General features: G+C 60.4%; 15 protein-coding genes and 1 pseudogene. 13 read left to right on the plus strand and 3 right to left on the minus strand.

Features of this window, described 5'->3' with window-relative positions; genetic code table 11:
* Positions 1-189 precede the first annotated feature (189 nt).
* The 7 genes and pseudogenes from ACEPAJ_RS14500 to ACEPAJ_RS14530 form a co-directional block, all read left to right on the plus strand.
* Positions 190-471, plus strand: a pseudogene (locus ACEPAJ_RS14500) (DUF883 family protein); the annotation flags it as partial.
* Between the two features lie 11 nt (positions 472-482).
* Entirely contained in the window at positions 483-866 is a 384-nt protein-coding gene (locus tag ACEPAJ_RS14505; RefSeq protein WP_425915619.1) for a phage holin family protein, read from the plus strand.
* Positions 863-1,219 (plus strand): hypothetical protein, encoded by a 357-nt coding sequence (locus ACEPAJ_RS14510; protein WP_425915621.1) that lies wholly within the window; start codon positions 863-865, stop codon positions 1,217-1,219. The genes ACEPAJ_RS14505 and ACEPAJ_RS14510 overlap by 4 nt, the downstream gene beginning before the upstream one ends.
* A 74-nt stretch (positions 1,220-1,293) precedes the next feature.
* Positions 1,294-2,457, plus strand: a complete 1,164-nt coding sequence (locus ACEPAJ_RS14515) for an EAL domain-containing protein (protein ID WP_425915623.1) — start codon at positions 1,294-1,296, stop codon at positions 2,455-2,457.
* Positions 2,458-2,551: 94 nt separating this feature from the next.
* Positions 2,552-3,883, plus strand: a complete 1,332-nt coding sequence (locus ACEPAJ_RS14520; RefSeq protein ID WP_425915625.1) for a deoxyguanosinetriphosphate triphosphohydrolase — start codon at positions 2,552-2,554, stop codon at positions 3,881-3,883.
* 3 nt (positions 3,884-3,886) lie between these two features.
* Positions 3,887-4,963 (plus strand): FUSC family protein, encoded by a 1,077-nt coding sequence (locus ACEPAJ_RS14525; protein ID WP_425915626.1) that lies wholly within the window; start codon positions 3,887-3,889, stop codon positions 4,961-4,963.
* 78 nt (positions 4,964-5,041) lie between these two features.
* Positions 5,042-7,999 (plus strand): HD domain-containing phosphohydrolase, encoded by a 2,958-nt coding sequence (locus tag ACEPAJ_RS14530; protein WP_425915628.1) that lies wholly within the window; start codon positions 5,042-5,044, stop codon positions 7,997-7,999.
* Positions 8,000-8,065: 66 nt separating this feature from the next.
* Here ACEPAJ_RS14530 and ACEPAJ_RS14535 read toward each other — a convergent pair whose 3' ends face one another.
* Positions 8,066-8,407, minus strand: coding sequence for a YggL family protein (locus ACEPAJ_RS14535; RefSeq protein WP_274088659.1), 342 nt, complete (start codon positions 8,405-8,407; stop codon positions 8,066-8,068).
* A gap of 237 nt (positions 8,408-8,644) precedes the next feature.
* On the opposite strand from ACEPAJ_RS14535, the gene dacB reads away from it, so the two are divergent.
* Positions 8,645-10,093, plus strand: a complete 1,449-nt coding sequence (gene dacB / locus ACEPAJ_RS14540) for a D-alanyl-D-alanine carboxypeptidase/D-alanyl-D-alanine endopeptidase (RefSeq protein ID WP_425915630.1) — start codon at positions 8,645-8,647, stop codon at positions 10,091-10,093.
* A gap of 40 nt (positions 10,094-10,133) precedes the next feature.
* Here the strand turns inward: dacB and ACEPAJ_RS14545 are convergent, their stop codons facing one another.
* Entirely contained in the window at positions 10,134-10,607 is a 474-nt protein-coding gene (locus ACEPAJ_RS14545; protein WP_425915632.1) for a MarR family winged helix-turn-helix transcriptional regulator, read from the minus strand.
* A gap of 112 nt (positions 10,608-10,719) precedes the next feature.
* Here ACEPAJ_RS14545 and ACEPAJ_RS14550 point away from each other — a divergent pair, with 112 nt between their 5' ends.
* The 5 genes from ACEPAJ_RS14550 (at position 10,720) to ACEPAJ_RS14570 (ending at position 18,741) form a co-directional block, all read left to right on the plus strand.
* Positions 10,720-12,489, plus strand: coding sequence for an N-acetylglutaminylglutamine amidotransferase (locus ACEPAJ_RS14550; RefSeq protein ID WP_425915633.1), 1,770 nt, complete (start codon positions 10,720-10,722; stop codon positions 12,487-12,489).
* Positions 12,490-12,562: 73 nt separating this feature from the next.
* On the plus strand, positions 12,563-14,299 hold the full coding sequence (gene ngg, locus ACEPAJ_RS14555; RefSeq protein ID WP_425915635.1) for an N-acetylglutaminylglutamine synthetase: 1,737 nt from the start codon (positions 12,563-12,565) through the stop codon (positions 14,297-14,299).
* A 110-nt stretch (positions 14,300-14,409) separates the two neighbouring features.
* Positions 14,410-15,600: an osmoprotectant NAGGN system M42 family peptidase gene (locus ACEPAJ_RS14560; protein WP_425915637.1), complete on the plus strand. Its 1,191-nt coding sequence runs from the start codon at positions 14,410-14,412 to the stop codon at positions 15,598-15,600.
* Between the two features lie 79 nt (positions 15,601-15,679).
* On the plus strand, positions 15,680-18,433 hold the full coding sequence (locus ACEPAJ_RS14565) for a 7TM diverse intracellular signaling domain-containing protein (RefSeq protein ID WP_425915639.1): 2,754 nt from the start codon (positions 15,680-15,682) through the stop codon (positions 18,431-18,433).
* Between the two features lie 68 nt (positions 18,434-18,501).
* Positions 18,502-18,741 (plus strand): YheU family protein, encoded by a 240-nt coding sequence (locus ACEPAJ_RS14570; RefSeq protein ID WP_274088666.1) that lies wholly within the window; start codon positions 18,502-18,504, stop codon positions 18,739-18,741.
* A gap of 18 nt (positions 18,742-18,759) precedes the next feature.
* On the opposite strand, the gene ACEPAJ_RS14575 is transcribed toward ACEPAJ_RS14570, so the two are convergent.
* Complete coding sequence (locus ACEPAJ_RS14575; RefSeq protein WP_425915641.1) at positions 18,760-19,188, minus strand: hypothetical protein; 429 nt, start codon at positions 19,186-19,188, stop codon at positions 18,760-18,762.
* Positions 19,189-19,218 lie beyond the last annotated feature (30 nt).

Genomic DNA, 19,218 nt, shown 5'->3' on the forward strand with positions numbered 1-19,218 from the left:
ATAAGAGGGCGCTCTCGCAAGAGTACGCACCAGCGCAATGCAAACGTTGTACCAGCCATTACCGCATTCCGACGCCGCTCACCGAAGAAAAAAGGAACCCCTGCTACTCTCAGGACTCGAACCCCTACACTGTTCGTCAAAAGGAGAGACATTTATGGCCCGTAAGACCCCGCAGCGTCCAGCCAGGATCAGTTACTCGAAGAATTTCAGGCACTGGTACGCGACACCGAAAGCCTGTTGCAACACTCCGCCAGCCTCGCAGGCGAGCAGGCAGAGGAACTGCGCGAGCAAATCCGTAGTAGCCTAGGTCGCGCGCGCGGCACCCTGCACAACGCCGAAGACGCGCTGCATGCACGCAGCAAAGCGGCCCTTGATGCCACTGAAGGCTATGTGCAGACTCACCCTTGGCAGACCCTCGGCGTTGCAGCCGCTATCGGCTTATTACTGGGTATGCTGATCTCCCGCCGCTAAAGAGAATCGCAATGGATGCAACACCGCCTACCCCGACAAGTCGCGGCACTTCGCCACAGCGATTTGGCCGTGCCTTGCTGGGGTTATTGCAGGGCCACATCGCGCTGTTTGCTGAAGAGTTCAAAGAGCAGCAAAGCCATACGTTGAACCTGCTGGTGCTAACCTGCCTGAGCCTGTTCTTTGGTCTACTGCTGCTCATTGGCCTGTCTGCCGCGCTGTTAATAACCTTCTGGGAAAGTCATCGCCTGCTGGTCATCAGTGGCCTGTGTGCTTTTTATGCGCTAGGGCTACTGAGCGCGTTGATCACACTGCTGCAGCGGGTCCGTAATGCGCCTGCGCCCTTCAGCGCCAGCCTTGAAGAGCTGGCCCGCGACCGTGAGCAACTGCTGCCATGAATATGCCCGAGCCACCCGCCAAAGCCTCGCGCCGTGAACTGCGTAAAACCCTGCTGCGTATGCGCCTGGAAATGCATCGCCAGGAGCTGCGCCACGAAAGCCTGGTCATGCTGCAACCGCTGCGCCAAGCACAATATTTGCGCAAGCATTGGCGCGAAGAGTTGGGCAACAGCAATGCACCCTTTTGGGTCGCAGGCAGTGCGCTGCTAATGGCCACCGTTGGCATTCGCCGAGGCCATTGGCGACGCTGGCTGCGCATCGCTCTGATCGCCTTCCCGCTGCTCAGGCGTAACCCGCCACGCCACACTGACAAGACGGCGAACGCGACTAAAGATAGCTGCACAGAGGATTAATCTGGCCACAATCTTGCTTAGTCACCCGGCTATAACGCCCACTGGGGCGTCTTGCCTGGCTAAGGAACTGCGCAGTGTTCAACGGTCAACCGCTTGCTGTTTTCCAACCTTTTATCGATACCGCCACCGGGCGTATCGCCGGCGTCGAAGCCTTGGCGCGCCTGCGCACTGACTATGGCCAACTGCACTCAGCTGGTCCCTTGTTTAGCGACCCGAAAACCCCGCCGGCCGCCCTGCGCCGCCTCGACCGTGAGGTGCGCCAACAAGCGCTCACACGCTTCCACGAAGCCCCGCAGGACTGGTTCCTCAGCCTGAATATTTCGCCACGCTGGATCAGCCGGCTGCGCCCCGAGCAAGCCTTGCCCAGCCTGAAACAACTGGAGCGCAGCGGTATCGACCCCGCGCGCATCGTCTTCGAGATTACTGAGTTAGGCGGCGCCAGCGCACGCCTACCTGGCGTGGTCGAGCGCTACCGGCAAGCCGGTGCGCGGATCGCCATTGACGACTTCGGCGCCGGCTACTCGCAGCTCGACCGCGTACTGGCCCTGCAACCCGACATTCTCAAGTTAGACATGCGACTGTTCCAACAGGCTGCGCGTGGCGGGCCGAGCAGCGAAGTGGTTAAAGCGCTAGCGCAGATGGCGGAAAAAACCGGTTGCTGGATCATTGCCGAAGGCGTGGAAACCGAAGCTGAGCTGGACTTTGCCCTAGAGTGCGGAGCGCGCTATGTGCAGGGTTATCTGTTTGCCAAACCCGAAGAAGCTTTTTTCAGCAGCAATGCCTTCGTGAAACGCTTTGCCCACTTGCGCGACCATTATGTGCAGCAAAAACTCGCCGAGCGTGCGCGCCTGATGAGCCTGCGCCAGCAACTGGGCGAGCTGATGAACAGTTTTAAAAGCTGGATCGAAGGCGGCTCGTCCCCAGATCACTTACCACAACCGCACGCCTACCCTTGGCTGCTGCGCATCTTCCAGTGCGACCGCCACGGCACCCAGCTTACGGCCAACCTAGAGTGGCATGAACCGCACTGGCGCAGCGACGCGCGCTATGTCGGGCATAACTGGTCATGGCGACCGTATTTCTATCAGCTGCTTGCCGAAGGCTGGGATGAGCGTCGGCTGATTCTCTCTAGCACCTACCGCGACGCCACCACCAACCAGTACTGCCTGACCGCAGGGCAATTTATCGACAACGGCAAACGGCTGCTGCTGATTGATATTGATGCCGCTGGCTTTTGACTTCACAACGCACAGTCAAAGCGCTGCGCCTTGCATGATGCGCACAGAACCCCGAAGCTAGCGGACAAAAGCCAGGTAACGGCGAGGACATACCTTGGATTGGCAAACCCTGCTCAACCGCGAACGACTCGGCAAACCCACGCACAGTGCCGATGAATTGGGCCGCACGCCCTTCCATAAAGACCATGACCGCATCATCTTCTCCGGCGCTTTCCGTCGTTTGGGCCGCAAGACCCAGGTGCACCCGGTGTCCAGTAATGACCACATCCACACCCGCCTGACCCATTCACTGGAAGTCAGCTGCGTCGGTCGCTCGCTGGGTATGCGCGTCGGTGAAATGATCCGCGATGCATTGCCCGGTTGGTGTGAACCGAGTGATTTGGGCATGGTTGTGCAGTCCGCCTGCCTGGCCCACGACATCGGTAATCCGCCTTTCGGCCACTCCGGCGAGGACGCCATTCGCCACTGGTTTCAGCAGGCCGCAGGGCGCGGCTGGCTGGACGATATGACGGCCAGCGAACGCGGCGACTTTCTCAGCTTCGAGGGCAACGCTCAGGGTTTTCGCGTACTCACTCAACTGGAATACCACCAGTTCGACGGCGGCACCCGGTTGACCTACGCAACGCTGGGCACCTACCTGAAATACCCCTGGACCGCACGCCACGCCGAAGCCCTGGGCTACAAAAAGCACAAGTTCGGCTGTTACCAGAGCGAGCTGCCACTGCTGGAGCAAATCGCCGGCAAGCTAGGCCTGCCGCAATTGGACGAACAACGCTGGGCACGTCATCCGCTGGTGTACCTGATGGAGGCGGCGGACGACATCTGCTACGGCCTGATCGACCTGGAAGATGGCCTGGAAATGGAGTTGCTTGAGTACAGCGAAGTTGAAGCGCTGCTGCTCGATCTGGTGGGCGATGACCTGCCGGAAACCTACCGTCAGCTCGGCCCCGATGACTCCAAACGGCGCAAGCTGGCGATTTTGCGCGGCAAAGCCATCGAGCACCTGACCAACGCCGCCGCCGAAGCCTTTGTCGAGCAGCAAGACGCCCTGCTTGCCGGCACGCTGCAAGGCGACCTGGTCGAGCACATGCACGGCACGGCTAAACGTTGCGTGCAAAGCGCCAAAGACATGGCACGGCAAAAAATCTTTCAGGACAAGCGCAAGACCCTGCATGAAATCGGCGCTTACACCACGCTGGAAATCCTCTTGAACGCTTTCTGTGGCGCGGCCCTTGAACAGCATGGCGGGCGCACGCCGTCGTTCAAGAACCGCCGCATTCTCGACCTACTGGGCAATAACGCACCTGACCCGCACTGGCCGTTGTACAAATCATTTCTGCGCATGATCGACTTTATTGCGGGCATGACTGATAGCTACGCTACAGAAATGGCCCGCGAGATGACGGGCCGCTCCAGTCCGGTATAAGCCATGAATAGCCTATTACGACAAACCTTTAGCTGGCATGCCGGTCCGCCTGCCTGGGGCCCGGCGATGGTGGCGGGCTTTGGCTGCGCGCTGCCTTTGCTGCTCGGGCTGTTCAGCGCGCACCCGGGGTTTCTCTGGGCCTCAGTGGGCGCGTTTCAGGCCGCTCAGGCCAACCCCCTGCATCGCCTCGGGATGCTGCGCATGTTGATGCTCTGCGGCCTGGGTGCGGCCAGTGCCGGATTAGGCTTTTGGTCGGCCGATCATCCTTACACCAGCTTTCTGATCTTCGCGTTATTCGGTTTTCTCCTGGCCTGGCTGCAACGCTTTGGCAGTGAAGCCGGCAAGCTGGGCATCGGCCTGGCCATCTGCTTGTGTCTGGGGCAAGGTCAACAGGGCCTCGGTACGCTGAATAACCCCTACGCCATCGCCATGCTGTTTATCCTAGGCGGCCTCTGGGTGATGCTCTTGGCCTTTGGCCTGCGCGGCATGCATGGCCTGCGCATGTGGCCGTATATGCCGCGCTTTATCAGCATTTTCAAAGTACTCAAACGTCACGCTAAACGCCTGCCGAAACAGAAATGGCGGCTGCATGCGCTGGGCTGCACCCTGGCATTTGCCCTGTCCGGACTGATCGTCAACCTGGCGCAACTGCACCGTGGCTACTGGCTGACGCTCACGGTGGTCACCACCTTGCAGCTGAGTTTTCAGGGCAGCCTGGTGCGCGCCGTGCAATCGATTCTGGCCAGCCTGGGTGCCGCGGCACTGCTGATACTGCTCGGCCATAGCCTACAAAACCCAGCACTGATGGTTGCCACACTGCTGCCGCTAATCGCCCTCAGCCGCGCGCTGCAAGCCAATCACTACGGGCTGTTTGTGCTGCAGACCAGCGTATGTTTTGTGCTGCTGGCAGAAAGCCTGGCACACGACTGGCAACTGCCGCAGGTGCGCTTATTCAACAGCCTGATCGGCGTGGTGCTGGCTTTGCTGGTGGCGTTAATGGTGTACGGCCTGGAGCGCTGGTTAGAGCATCGACAGCTGCTTAAAAAGACCCGCACCGAGGGCTCTAGCACAACGACCTAAGGCCGCCGATGGGCCAGGCAAAGCCCGCCTGCGTTCACTATGCTTTGCCCCTTGGTTATGCATTTAAGGACGTGTGACATGCAGCAGACGCCACGCCTCAAAGAACGCCGCTTTCCGCTGCATTTTCATATCAGCGTGCTGTTCAGCCTGCTGCTGCTGAGCTCAGGGGCCGTGCTGGGGGTTTTCAACTATCAGCAAACCAGCAACATCATTCTCAGCAGCAGTGATCAGCTGTTCAGCCAGATGCGCAAAGAAGTGCAAGCGGATTTGCGCAATACCTACCAACCGATTCAATTCATGATCAACCTGCTGGCGCGTAATGAGCAGGTCAACGGTCGTGATCGTCATGAACGCATGATCATGCTGCCAATCTTCGCCCAGGCGCTGCGTGACAATCCGAAACTGGCATCGATCTATGTGGGCTATGGCGACGGCGCTTATTTCATGGTGCGGCCGCTGCGCAGTGAAAAACTGCGGAAAATCTTCTACGCCCCGACTAATGCGGCTTACCAGGTGTGGAGCATTGACCGCATCAGCGAGCAACGGCTGGAGTCCGTATACCTGTTCTTCGATGCGCAGCTGCAACCCATCAGCCGGCGGCAAAACCTCAAGGAAACCTTCGACCCGCGCAGCCGTCCTTGGTACCAGGGCGCCATGCAGAGTCAGGAGCATTACAGCACGGCGCCCTACGCCTTCTTCTCCACCGGAGAGATCGGCACCACCATCGCCCGCAAGAGCAGCGAGAGCACAGTCGTGGCGGCCGACCTAACCCTCGCCGACCTTTCCGCCACGCTGGCCTCGCACCAAATAACGCCCTCCACCGAGGTGGTGCTGTACAGCCCCGACGGCAGCGCCGTCGCCTACCCAGACAGCTCACGCCTGATCGTGCCTGGGGACACACTGCAGCTGGTTCAGGTTAAGGATCTCAGCCCGGTGCTGGCCGAATTTCTCAGCTTGGGCCTGGCTCAAGGTCGCCAAGGTAGCGTGCAACTGGGCGAGCAGCGCTGGCAAGTCGCCTACAGTCAGTTCGATGAAGGTGGCCCACAAGGCTTGCGTCTGGCTTTGCTGGTACCGGAAAACGAACTGCTGGCTGATGCTTACCGGATCCGCTGGCAGGGCGCGATACTGACGCTCGGCATCCTACTGCTGTGTATTCCAATTGGCTGGCTGCTCTCCACTATTCTGGTCAAACCGCTGCGTCTGCTGGTGGATGAAGCAGAAGCCATCCGCAGTTTCAACTTCACCTACCCGGCCAGTGCTCGTTCCATGGTCAAGGAAGTCAACCAACTGGCCGTGTCGATGGCGAGCATGAAGGAGACCATTTCCAGCTTCCTTGAAATTACCGCCACACTGTCAGCGGAAACCCGCTTCGATGCCCTACTGCGCCGCGTGTTGCGTGAAACCGTCAAGCTCAGTGACGCCAGTGGCGGCCTGCTTTATCTGTGCGACAGCCATAGCGGGCGCCTGGAGCCCCATCATTTGATTCTTGATGGGCAGCACCACAGCCTCGATACCTACCACATAGCCGCCTTTGCACAGGACGACCCGAACGTACCCGACTGGCTCGCCCAGACGGCAGCGGGTGGCCCCAGCGTTATCGTGGCGCTCGGTTTCGAACAGGCTCAGGGCTTCCAGAGCCTGCTGCACCGCCTCGATAGCCCGCGTGTGCACTTGGTCTGCACCGGCCTGCATAACCGCCAGGGCCAGACCCTCGGGGTACTTGTGCTGCTGCACCGCGACAGCGGCGACGAAGCCGACCTGGCCATGCTGCGCCCGGAGCGCATTGCCTATGTCGAAGCCGTATCCGGCGTCGCCGCCCTGTGTATTGAGAGCCAGCGCCTGCTGGATCAACAGAAAAAACTCCTCGACGCCTTTATTCAGCTGATCGCCGGCGCCATCGACGCCAAGAGTCCCTACACCGGCGGCCACTGCCAACGCGTTCCGGAAATCACCCTGATGCTCGCCCGCGCGGCGGCAGCCAGCGATGAGGCCGCGTTTCGTGACTACCAGCCCAATGAGGAAGAATGGGAAGCCCTGCATATCGCTGCCTGGTTGCATGACTGCGGCAAAGTCACCATCCCCGAGTACGTGGTGGACAAAGCCACCAAACTGGAAACCCTGTGTGACCGCCTCCATGAAGTGCGCATGCGCTTCGAAGTGCTCAAACGTGACGCTTGGATCAGCTACTGGCAAAACCTGAGCCAGGGCGGCGATGCGCACGCTCTGGGGCTGGTACGCGATGAACTGCTGGCCACGCTGGATGATGAGTTCGCCTTTATTGCCCACTGCAACCTGGGGGGCGAGGCAATGGCCGAGGCCGACCTGGAGCGTTTACGCCGCATTGCCACGCGCACCTGGATGCGCACACTGGATGATCGTTTGGGGGTTTCTTGGGAAGAAAACCAGCGCCAGTCACGCACCCCGGCGCCCGAGTTGCCCGTGCAAGAAGCATTACTAAGCGACAAGCCTGAGCACCTGTTTGAGCGCCCGCACAGCGAGCGGATTGCCGACGATAACCCCCTGGGGTTCAAGCTCGACGTTCCGACGTATAAACATAACCGTGGTGAGCTTTACAACCTGAGCATCGGCCGTGGCACGCTGACCGCCGAGGAACGCTTCATCATCAACGGCCATATGGTGCAGACCATTCGCATGCTCAACCACCTGCCCTTCCCCGCGCACCTGGCCAACGTCGCCGAAATTGCCGGCGGTCACCACGAGAAAATGGACGGCACCGGCTACCCCAAACGCCTGAAGCGCGAAGACATGAGCCTGCCCGCGAGGATGATGGCGATTGCCGATATTTTTGAAGCCCTGACGGCAGCCGACCGGCCCTACAAGAAAGGCAAGTTGTTGTCTGAGTCACTGAACATCATGGCGGGTATGTGTACGGCCGCGCACATCGACGCTGAACTGTTCAGCCTATTTGTGCGGGAAAAAGTCTACTTGAAGTACGCCGAGCGCTTTGTGCGGCGCGAACAAATTGACCCGATCGATGAGGCCGCTTTGCTGGCCAAGGCTGGCCTGGACGGCTAGCGGAAGTCTTGCGTAGAAAACGAGAACAGCAGCGGGGCATGCGTGAGGCATACCCCGCTTAGAGCATCAGGCCTGATTCAGCTGATTGTCTGGGTACCAGACATCAAGCAGCGGGCTGACAGTGAACTCCACCAGCTCGTCACGGCCTTTGAGCCAGGCTTCAACGGCAGCGCGCTGCTCTTCGTTGACCGAGCCACGCTTGGCCAGGCAGACCAGACCGAAGTCATCGCCACCGACATAGCCAAGACCATTAGCGGTCATGGCGTCACGCAGAAAATCTTCAAGGAAAGTATCGATGGCTGCATCAGCCAGATCTTCCTTGAAGGTCAGGTTCAGCTCAAAACCCAGCTCCTGGAATTCATCCACGCAGAGTTTTTTGCGCAGACGGCGGGAACGGTTAGTAGCCATGGAACAATCCTCAAAAGTGATAACGCGCGGCACTCTAGCAGTTTCGCCGCCTGCACGCCCGCCTCAAAGACGACAGGTCATCAAGCGACCTGCAGAAAAGCCCCCTGCCGCCGCAATTACTGCCACTGCGTAGGCCTGCTCTTGAGGCATAATTGCCAACTTTATCCCAACCCGCGCTGGGACCTCTTTACATCTCTCGCGCCATCTTTTTTTCCCTCAGCTGGAGGGTAGCCGCCCATGATCAAAACCCTGCGTCGCCTGGCCATCGCCGGCCTGCTACTGCCTGTTTGCCTACCGTTTGCAGCCGCCAACAACGGCTTATCAAACAAGGTTCAACAGTCGTTAAAAGTTAACAAAATCAGCAGCCAATCCCTGTCCGTAGTGACCATTCCACTCAATGGTCCCGGCAGCAGCAGCTTTATCAATGCCGATATTTCCGTTAACCCGGCCTCGACCATGAAGCTGGTGACCACCTACGCGGCGCTCGAACTGCTCGGCCCGACCCATCAATGGAAAACCGAATTCTTCACCGACGGCCAACTGAAAAATGGCGTGCTTAACGGCAACCTGTACCTCAAGGGCGGCGGTGACCCCAAGCTCAACATGGAAAAGCTCTGGCTACTGCTGCGCGACCTGCGTGCCAACGGCGTGCATCAAGTCAACGGAGACCTGGTGCTCGACCGCAGCCACTTCGTGCAACCGCAGCTGCCCAGCTTTAATGACGACGGCGGCGACGCCTACAAGCCCTTCCTGGTGACGCCTGACTCACTGCTGGTCAACCTTAAAGCGCTGCGCTTTATCGCCCGCACCGAAGGCGGCAAGGTGCATATCGCCGCCGAGCCACCTATTGCCGATATCCGTATCGACAACCAAGTCAAAGCCCTGCCCGCCGGCAAATGCCCGGGCTGGCCGGATGTGCGTTACAACCCCGTGACCGAGTTCGACGGCACCACGGTGATTGTCAGCGGCAAGCTGGCCGAAGGCTGCAGCTCGCAGACCTACCTGTCGCTGCTCGACCACCCGAGCTACGCCGCCGGCGCGATCCGCGCCATCTGGCAAGAACTGGGCGGCAGCATCATGGGCAAGGACCGCCTCGCCCCGGTGCCGGAGAAAGCCCGCCTACTGGCCCGCGCTTACTCACCGGACTTGACCGAGATCATCCGCGACATCAACAAGTACAGTAACAACACCATGGCCCGGCAACTGTTCCTCAGCCTGGGCGCGCAGTTCCGCAACGCCGCCGACGAGGACGACAGCAAGGCGGCACAGCGGGTCATCCGTAGTTGGCTGGCGCGCAAAGGCATCACGGCACCGCACCTGGTAATGGAGAATGGCTCCGGGCTTTCTCGCGCCGAGCGGGTCAGCGCGCGGGAAATGGCCACCCTGCTACAGGCCGCTTGGAAGAGCCCTTATGCAGCTGAATTCATGGCTTCGTTGCCCCTGGTCGCCCTGGACGGCACCATGCGTAAACGCCTGCACCGCACGCCACTCGTAGGCGAGGCACGAATCAAGACCGGTACGCTGAACAACGTGCGCGCCATTGCGGGCTTTAGCCGCGACAGCAACGGCAACAGCTGGGCGGTGGTGGCGATTCTCAACGACCCCCGGCCGTGGGGCGCTTCGTCGATACTCGACCAGGTGCTGCTGGATTTGTACAAGCAACCCAAGATCAGCGCCAAACGCTAAGCCGCTCAAGGCCGCGCGCATCTGTTGCCGCGCGCCGTGGCTACTCCATCTCCTCACACAGCTGTGCCGCGCGTAACAGCGCGGCTGTCAGGCTGTGACGCTCCCATTCCTGCAGCCCAGCAAAACGCTCGACGAACTCCGGTGGCAGCAAGCTCGGCGCTTGTTGCAGCAACGCACGGCCGGGCTCGCTGAGCAGTAACCACTGCTTGCGCCGGTCCTGATCATCACGTTGACGCTGCAACAACCCGCGTTCCTCCAGCCGATCGAGCATGCCCGACAAGGTCGCCGCCGTCAGGCTGACGCGGCCACTGAGGTCGCTGGCCGTCAGGCGCTTCTCGCCTGCCAAGACCTGCAAAATCATCAATTGCATTGGCGTCAGCCCACCAAAACGGCTGAGACGCTTGGCGTGCACTTCACCCGCCTGCTGCAAGCGCCGCAGCGCCTGAAAAAGGGGTAATTCAAACGCAGAAGTAGATGACAAACCTATTTCAGTAGAAACCTTTTTATCCGCCATACACGCCTTTTAATTCGATATAAAACTTTGACATCAAAGCATTATTTTGTTTTGGTGTAAAAGGTTTGCTGAGCCAAACCACTCCCCAACGGCAATACCGGTAAGGAAAACTATGTGCGGAATAGCTGGAGAATTACGCTTTGATCAACGACCAGCCGACCTGGCTGCAGTCGAGCGGATCACCCATCACTTAGCCCCGCGCGGTCCCGACGCGCATGGCTTCCACAGCCAAGGGCCGATTGCCCTTGGCCATCGTCGGCTGAAGATCATGGATCTCGCCGAAGCCTCAGGCCAACCGATGATCGACAGCGATCTGGGCCTGTCCATGGTCTTCAACGGTGCCATCTACAACTACCCGGAACTGCGTGACGAGCTGAAAGCGCTGGGCTATCGCTTCTTCTCCGGCGGTGACACCGAGGTGCTGCTCAAGGGCTATCACGCCTGGGGCACAGACCTGCTGCCCAAGCTCAATGGCATGTTCGCCTTTGCGATTTGGGAACGAGACACCCAGCAACTGTTTATTGCCCGCGACCGTCTCGGGGTAAAGCCGCTGTATTTGTCGCGCACCAGCCAGCGCCTGCGTTTCGCCTCCAGCCTACCGGCACTTATGGCCGGTGGTGATATCGGCAAAACTCTCGACCCCATCGCGCTCAACCATTACCTGAACTTCCACGCCGTAGTGCCTGCGCCGCGCACCCTGCTCGCAGGCGTAGAGAAGCTGCCGCCCGCCACCTGGATGCGCATCGACGCCGAAGGTAACTGCGAGCAGCACACCTGGTGGAACCTAACGTTCGGCCCGCAGCGTGATGAAATCAGCTTTGGCTTGGACGAGTGGAAAGAGTGCGTGCTCGACGGCATGCGTGAAGCGGTGTCGATTCGTCAACGCGCCGCTGTGGATGTCGGCGTGCTGCTGTCGGGCGGGGTTGATTCAAGCATGCTGGTCGGCCTGCTGCGTGAGGCTGGGGTGGAAAACCTCTCGACCTTCTCCATCGGTTTTCAAGATGCCGGCGGAGAGCGTGGCGACGAATTCCAGTATTCCGACCTGATCGCCGAACGCTTCAATACTCAACACCATCAGCTGCGCATCGGTGAGCACGAGATTCTCGACCAGCTGCCCGCCGCTTTCCGCGCCATGAGCGAGCCGATGGTCAGTCACGACTGCATCGCCTTCTACCTGCTGTCGCGTGAAGTGGCCAAGCACTGCAAGGTGGTGCAAAGCGGCCAGGGTGCCGATGAACTGTTCGCCGGCTACCACTGGTACCCGCAGGTGGATCAAGCTGAGGATGCGTTTGCCGCTTACCGCGCCGCCTTCTTCGACCGCGACTACGACGAATACGCCGCCTGCGTGCAGCCGGCCTGGCTAACCGGTGATGCGGCGGGCGACTTCGTTCGCGAACACTTCGCCCAACCCGGCGCAATCGCTGCAGTGGACAAAGCCCTGCGCCTCGACAGCACGGTGATGCTGGTCGATGACCCGGTCAAACGCGTCGACAACATGACCATGGCCTGGGGCCTCGAAGCCCGCACACCGTTCCTCGATTACCGCCTGGCAGAGCTCTCCGCGCGAATTCCAGGGCGCTTCAAGCTGCCCGATGGCGGCAAACATGTACTCAAGGAAGCTGCACGCCAGGTGATCCCCAGCGAGGTCATCGACCGGCCTAAAGGCTACTTTCCGGTACCGGGCCTCAAGCATCTGGAGGGCGCCACCCTCGGTTGGGTGCGCGACCTGCTGCTGGACCCCAGCCAGGATCGCGGCCTGTTTAACCCCGCCATGCTCGACCGTCTGCTGACGGACCCGCACGGCCAGCTGACCCCGCTGCGCGGCTCCAAGTTGTGGCAGATGGCCGCGCTCAACCTCTGGCTGAATGAGCACGGCCTGTAAGGCTGCTCATTCGCCCGTTTCCCTGAATACCCCGGCCGGTGCTGGGTGCGTAGCCAGCAAAGGATGCCTTCCAATGCGTGCCACTGCCTTTAACCAACGCCTGCTCCGCGGTCAGACACCGTCTTACGAACGCCTGCAGGCGCGTTTCGCCGAAGAACCCGACAGCGAGATGGGCCAACCGAAAGCTGTGCACTGTGGCTGGGGCCGCCTGCTGATCGGCCACACCTACCCGGACGCCGCCGCCCTGGCCGGCGACTTGCTGACCGAACAGCCTGGCGAGCGCGATATCGCCTTGTATGTCGCCGCCCCTCACCAGGTTCTGGCGCAGGCTCAGCAGCAGTTATTTCTTGATCCCTCGGATACCCTGCGCCTCTGGTTTAGCGACTACCGCCAGGCACGCCGGCGCTTTCGCGGCTTTCGCATTCGCCGCGCGCAAAATGCCAACGACTGGCAGGCAATCAACACCCTGTACCAATTGCGCGGCATGCTGCCAATCGACCCGGTAAAACTCACCCCGCGCCATCTGGGTGGGCCGGTGTACTGGCTGGCCGAAGATGAAGACAGCGGCGCCGTGATCGGCAGCGTGATGGGCCTCAATCACCACAAGGCCTACCAAGACCCAGACAACGGCAGCAGCCTGTGGTGCCTGGCAGTCGACCCACGCTGCAGCCGGCCCGGTGTCGGTGAGGTACTGGTGCGCCATCTGGTTGAACACTTTATGAGCCGCGGCCTGAGCCACCTGGACCTGTCCGTACTACACGACAACGACCAGGCCAAAGGGCTTTACGCCAAGCTGGGTTTTCGCGAGTTGCAGACCTTCAGCATCAAGCGCAAAAACGGCATCAACGAAGCGCTATTTATCGGCCCTGGCCCGCATACGCCGATGAATCCCTACGCCCGGATCATTGTCGATGAAGCCCTGCGCCGCGGTATCGACGTGCAGGTGGACGACGCCGATGCGGGTTTGTTCACACTGAGCCACGGCGGCCGGCGCATTCGCTGCCGCGAATCACTGACCGACCTGACCAGCGCCGTCAGCATGACCCTCTGCCAGGACAAACGCCTGACTCACCGCGCCCTGGCCCAAGCCGGGCTGCACCTGCCGGCCCAGCGCCTGGCCGGTAACGCCGAAGAGAACGCCGCGTTCCTCGCCGAGCATGGCAGTGTGGTGGTCAAGCCGGTGGATGGTGAACAGGGCCAGGGCGTTGCAGTAGACCTGCGTACGCCACTGGACGTGCAGGATGCGATCGAGCGCGCCAGTACCTTCGACAGCCGCGTGCTGCTGGAAAGCTTTCACCCAGGCTGCGACCTGCGCATTCTGGTGATCGGCTTTGCTGTGGTGGCCGCCGCTATTCGCCGGCCGGCCGAAGTGGTCGGCGATGGTCAACACAGCATCGGCGCGCTGATCGATGCGCAAAGCCGCCGCCGACAAGCTGCCACCGAAGGCGAAAGCCGCATCCCCAGGGATGCCGAAACCCTGCGCACCCTGCATGCCGCGGGGGTCGATTACGACAGCGTGCTACCGGCGGGCCAGCGCCTGGCCGTACGCAAGACCGCCAATCTGCACACCGGCGGCAGCCTGGAGGACGTCACCCAGATCCTTCATCCGGTGCTGGCCGATGCAGCGGTACGAGCAGCCCGCGCACTGGACATCCCCGTGGTGGGTCTTGACCTGCTGGTGCCGGCCGCCGATCAACCCGACTACGTGTTTATCGAAGCCAACGAGCGCGCCGGCCTGGCCAATCATCAGCCACAGCCCACCGCCGAGCGCTTTATCGACCTGTTATTTCCCCTCAGCCAGGTGGGTTAAACCCCCATCAAAACCGCGATGTACGGCGCAATCCGGGTCACGACTAGCCCGGTTGCGCCAAGGATTACGCCGGACTGGCCGCCCAGACAATTTTCGCTAGGAGACCTTGTATGCAACAGCTCCCCGAACCCGACCTCGATTACCTGCAAAAGGTGCTGCTGGAAATGCTCGCCATTCCCAGCCCCACCGGCTTTACCGACACTATCGTGCGTTACGTCGCCGAGCGCCTAGAAGAGATCGGCATTCCGTTCGAGATGACCCGGCGCGGCACCATCCGCGGCACCCTCAAAGGCAAACAGAGCAGCCCTGACCGCGCCGTATCAGCGCACCTGGACACCATTGGCGCGATCGTCCGCGAACTGCAAGACAACGGCCGCCTGGGCTTAGCGGCGGTCGGCTGCTGGTCCAGCCGTTTTGCCGAGGGCAGCCGCGTCAGCGTGTTTACCGATCACGGCGTGATTCGCGGCAGCGTGCTGCCGCTGATGGCCTCCGGGCACGCCTTCAACACCGCCGTGGACCAACTGCCGATCAGCTGGGACCATGTCGAGTTGCGTCTGGATGCTTACTGCAGCACCCGCGCTGACTGTGAGTCGCTGGGTATCTCGGTGGGTGATTTCGTCGCCTTCGACCCGCTGCCGGAGTTCACCGAAAGCGGCCATATCAGCGCTCGCCACTTGGATGACAAAGCCGGCGTCGCCGCCCTGCTCACCGCGCTCAAGGCCATTAAGGAAAGTGGCATCGAGCCAGAAATCGACTGTCACCCGCTATTCACCATCACCGAGGAAGTCGGCTCGGGAGCCGCCGCCGCCCTGCCCTGGGATGTCAGCGAGTTTGTTGGCATCGATATCGCCCCGGTCGCGCCGGGCCAGCAGTCCAGCGAGCACACCGTCAGCGTGGCGATGCAGGATTCCGGCGGACCGTATGACTATCACCTGTCGCGGCAATTACTGCGCCTGGCCGAGGAAAATGAGGTGCCGGTGCGCCGTGACCTGTTCCGTTACTACCACAGCGATGCGCAATCAGCGGTTACCGCCGGCCACGATATCCGCACCGCGCTACTGGCCTTTGGCTGCGACGCCACTCACGGCTACGAGCGCACGCATATCGACAGCCTCAAGGCCCTTAGCCGCCTACTCGCCGCCTACCTGCTCAGCCCACCGGTATTTGCCAGCGATGCCCAGCCGGCGCAGGGGTCGCTTGAGCGCTTCAGCCACCAACTGGAACACGACGCGCAGATGGAAAGTGACACCCGTTTGCCGACTGTCGACAGCCTCTGGCGCCCTCGCGATCAGGATACTTGAAGGGCGACGCGCATACGGGCAAAGTGATGGCACGACACGGAGCCGAACCAGGCCCCGATAATAATAATGAGGACAGTGGATGCCTCGTATATGGCTGGCGGTGGTGCTCTTCTGGCTCTGTGGGCCGGCGTGGGCACTGCTGCCTGCAGTGCTAGACAGCCACGACCTACGCCTGTCACTGGGGCCATCTATGGCCTATCTGGAAGACCCCAAGGGCGAGCTGAGCAGCGAGCAGGTCAGTGCCCTGGCCGACGAAAACTTTACTGCGGTAAAGGGCCCGCACGCCAACCTCGGTAAAAATGCTTCGGCCTGGTGGTTCAAGGTACGGCTGGATAATCAGCTGGCGCAAAACCTGCCCGGCTACTTAGAAGTCAACTACCCGCTGCTCGATCACCTGCAGATCTTTTTGATAGCCCCCGATGGCCAGCGGTACATGCAGGAAAGCGGTGACCGCTATGCCTTCTCCCAGCGCCCGGTGCAGGTGCGTAACTTTTGGTTTCCACTAGAACTGGCACCCGGCGAAAGCACCTTGCTGCTGCGCGTTGAAACCACCAGTACGATCTTTATTCCGCTGCTCTTCAGCACCTACCAAGCCAGTGCCGCCGCCCAGGAAAATCTCATGGGCATCAGTGGTGCCTTCTACGGCGTGCTGTTTGCGATGTTCTGCTACAACCTGTTCCTTTTTATCTCGCTGCGCGAGTCAGCCTATTTCTGGTACCTGGTGTACAACCTGAATATTGGCCTGTTTGCCGCCAGCTTCGACGGCATGCTGTTCAAGCTGTTACCCGAGCATGTCGGCCTGCAGTCGGTGAGCATCTACATCCTCATGTACATCCACTGCCTGACGGCCACCCAGTTCAGCCGCCACTTCCTGCACACCGCACAATACTTTCCGCGCCTAGACCTCGGCCTGCGTCTATTTATGTTGCTAGTCGGCGGCTGCCTGGTGTCGGTGCCGTTGATTGGCCTGCAAGCCTGGAACATCCTCGCCAGCCTGACCGTACTGGCGGTATCGCTGGTGCTGCTGCTCTGCGGTGCGTATGTGTGGCGCCAGGGGCTGCGCTATGGCTCTTATTACATCCTCGCCTGGAGCATCTTGCTGGCCTCGTTCATCATCGCCACCACGGGTTCGCTGGGTGTTGAACTGTTTGGCTTGTATGGTGCGACGGTGGTCAAGATCGGCGTGACCATTGAGCTGATTACTCTGTCCATCGGTCTGGCAGACCGTATCAATATGCTCAAGGAGGAAGGCTTCCAGTCACGCCGCGCCGCCGAGCAAGCCGAAATCGAAAACCAGGCCAAAAGCCGCTTCCTGGCCAAAATGAGCCACGAGATCCGCACCCCGCTTAATGGCGTATTGGGCATGCTGCAACTGCTCAAGGAAACCTCGTTAGACCGCAGTCAGCGGTTCTATGTCGACACCATCGCCAGCTCCGGCAGCTCACTGATGGCCGTGATCAACGACATACTCGATTACGCGCGCATCGAATCCGGCAAACTCAGCCTGGAACATATCGAGTTCGACCTGGAAGACCTCATTTCCGACACCCTGAGCCTGTTTACCGGACAGGCGCTGGATAAGCGTCTACGTCTCTATGTAAGCCTGGAAAATGGCGTGCCGCGTCGTCTCAATGGCGACCCGACCCGCCTCAAGCAAGTGCTGATGAACCTGCTCAGCAATGCACTGAAATTTACCGCCGAAGGCCACGTGGCGCTGAATGTTTGCCTACGTAATGACTCCCAAGGCAACCCACACCTGGTGTTTGCTATCAGTGACAGCGGCATCGGCATCACTGACCAGGCATTGACCCAGTTGTTCGAGTCATTTGCCCAGGGTGACTCCAGCACCACTCGCCGTTACGGCGGCAGCGGCCTGGGCCTGGTCATTAGTAAAGAGTTGGTAGAGATGATGGGCGGACGCATCGAAGTGCAGAGTACGCCAGGTCAAGGCACCCGCTTCGCCTTCGATATTCCGCTACCCGATGACATACCCACCATTGACCCTCTGCACGAACTGCTCAAGGGCCGCACAGCACTGCTCACCTCCCTCGACGGCCTTGGCCTGGATGCGCTAAGCCGCCTGCTTGGGCGCTGGGGTATGCGCACCGAGCGCTGCCAAAATCCCGAAAACCTGCTCGGCTACCTGGAGGATTTTGCGGCGCCTCCGTTGCTGGTACTGATGTCACCCTGGCCTGGCAGTAGCCAGCACTGGCTGGACTCTCTTCAACCGCTGCTAAAGCCAGGCCAGCGCGTCCTGCTGCTGTGCGCGCCAGATCAGAAGCAGCAACTACCCTACGCCCCGGGCCTACGCCTATATGGCCTGACGCAACCGCTGGCCATCAACGCCTTACGCGCTGCGCTACTGGAACTGTACGAAGAACCCCGCATAAACGAAATCACGCTACCCATCACACCACGCTGCGATTCCGCCAGCACACCGTGCATCTTGGTGGCTGAAGACAACCCGGTGAATCAGTTGGTGGTACAGGGCTTCTTGAAGAAGCGCGGTTATAACGTGCGCGTGGTGGCCAACGGTTTGGCTGCCCTGAATGAGTACCGGCGCGACCCGAGTGCCACACAACTGATCCTGATGGACTGCGAAATGCCAGAAATGGATGGCTTCGAAGCCACTCGACAGATTCGCCGCCTGGAGCGCAAATGCAAGCTGCCAGCGGTGCCGATCATCGCGCTCACCGCACACATCCTCGAAGAACACCGCCAGCATGGCGCCGAGTCCGGAATGAATGACTTCCTCGGTAAGCCGCTGGACAGCAGCAAGCTCTACAGCACCCTGGAAACCTACCTGCAGCCAACCGTTCCAGCCAGCCAATAGCCTGAAGCAAACATGGCCAGACAGGCCTGTGCGCGTTAGCATCGCCGCTGCGCTCTGGAGGCCATACCGTGCTGATCCCCTATCACCTGCTCGAAGCTGACACCCTGACTCGCCTGATCGAAGATTTCGTCACCCGCGACGGCACCGACAACGGCGACGAAACACCGCTGCACACGCGTATTGAACGCGTACGCCACGCGCTGAGCAAAGGCCAGGCGGTGATTGTTTTCGATGCAGAAAGCCAACAATGCCAACTGGCGCTGAAACGCGACGTGCCGAAAGAATGGTTGGATGCGCTAGAGCAATAGTCGCGTTAAACCCTTGGGTTAGCCGCGCAAACCACCCTCACGCTCCCACGCACAGCGCACGCGCAACTCACCTTCCTGCGGGCTGTGAAAACCGTTGTCCGACTCCCAGCGAAAGGTGTGCGTACCGTTCAACTCGGTTTCCAGGTGCACCACTGCGCTGGCCCAGTACAGGCGCTTGAGCAGGGCTTCGAACTGCTTGATCCACAGGCTCCACTCGTACTCGACCGTACGGTAGCTGGCGCCAAAGTGGATCACCTGAGTCTGATACACGCCATCGCCCGGCAGCTCGCTAAAAGCGAACATCTCCCGGCCAAGCAAGCTCCAGGCATCGCCCACTGGCAGCTCGGCCAGCACCTGCCGATTGATTTCACGGCGCAAACGGCTTTCCGCAGGACTGTCCGACGGACAGTCTCGGATACAACCATAAACGATGGATTCGGACTCCACGCGGGCACTCCAGCAAATCAAGGGTTGCCT

The organism is Pseudomonas sp. GWSMS-1, assembly GCF_049847425.1.
In the GTDB taxonomy this organism is placed as follows: domain Bacteria; phylum Pseudomonadota; class Gammaproteobacteria; order Pseudomonadales; family Pseudomonadaceae; genus Aquipseudomonas.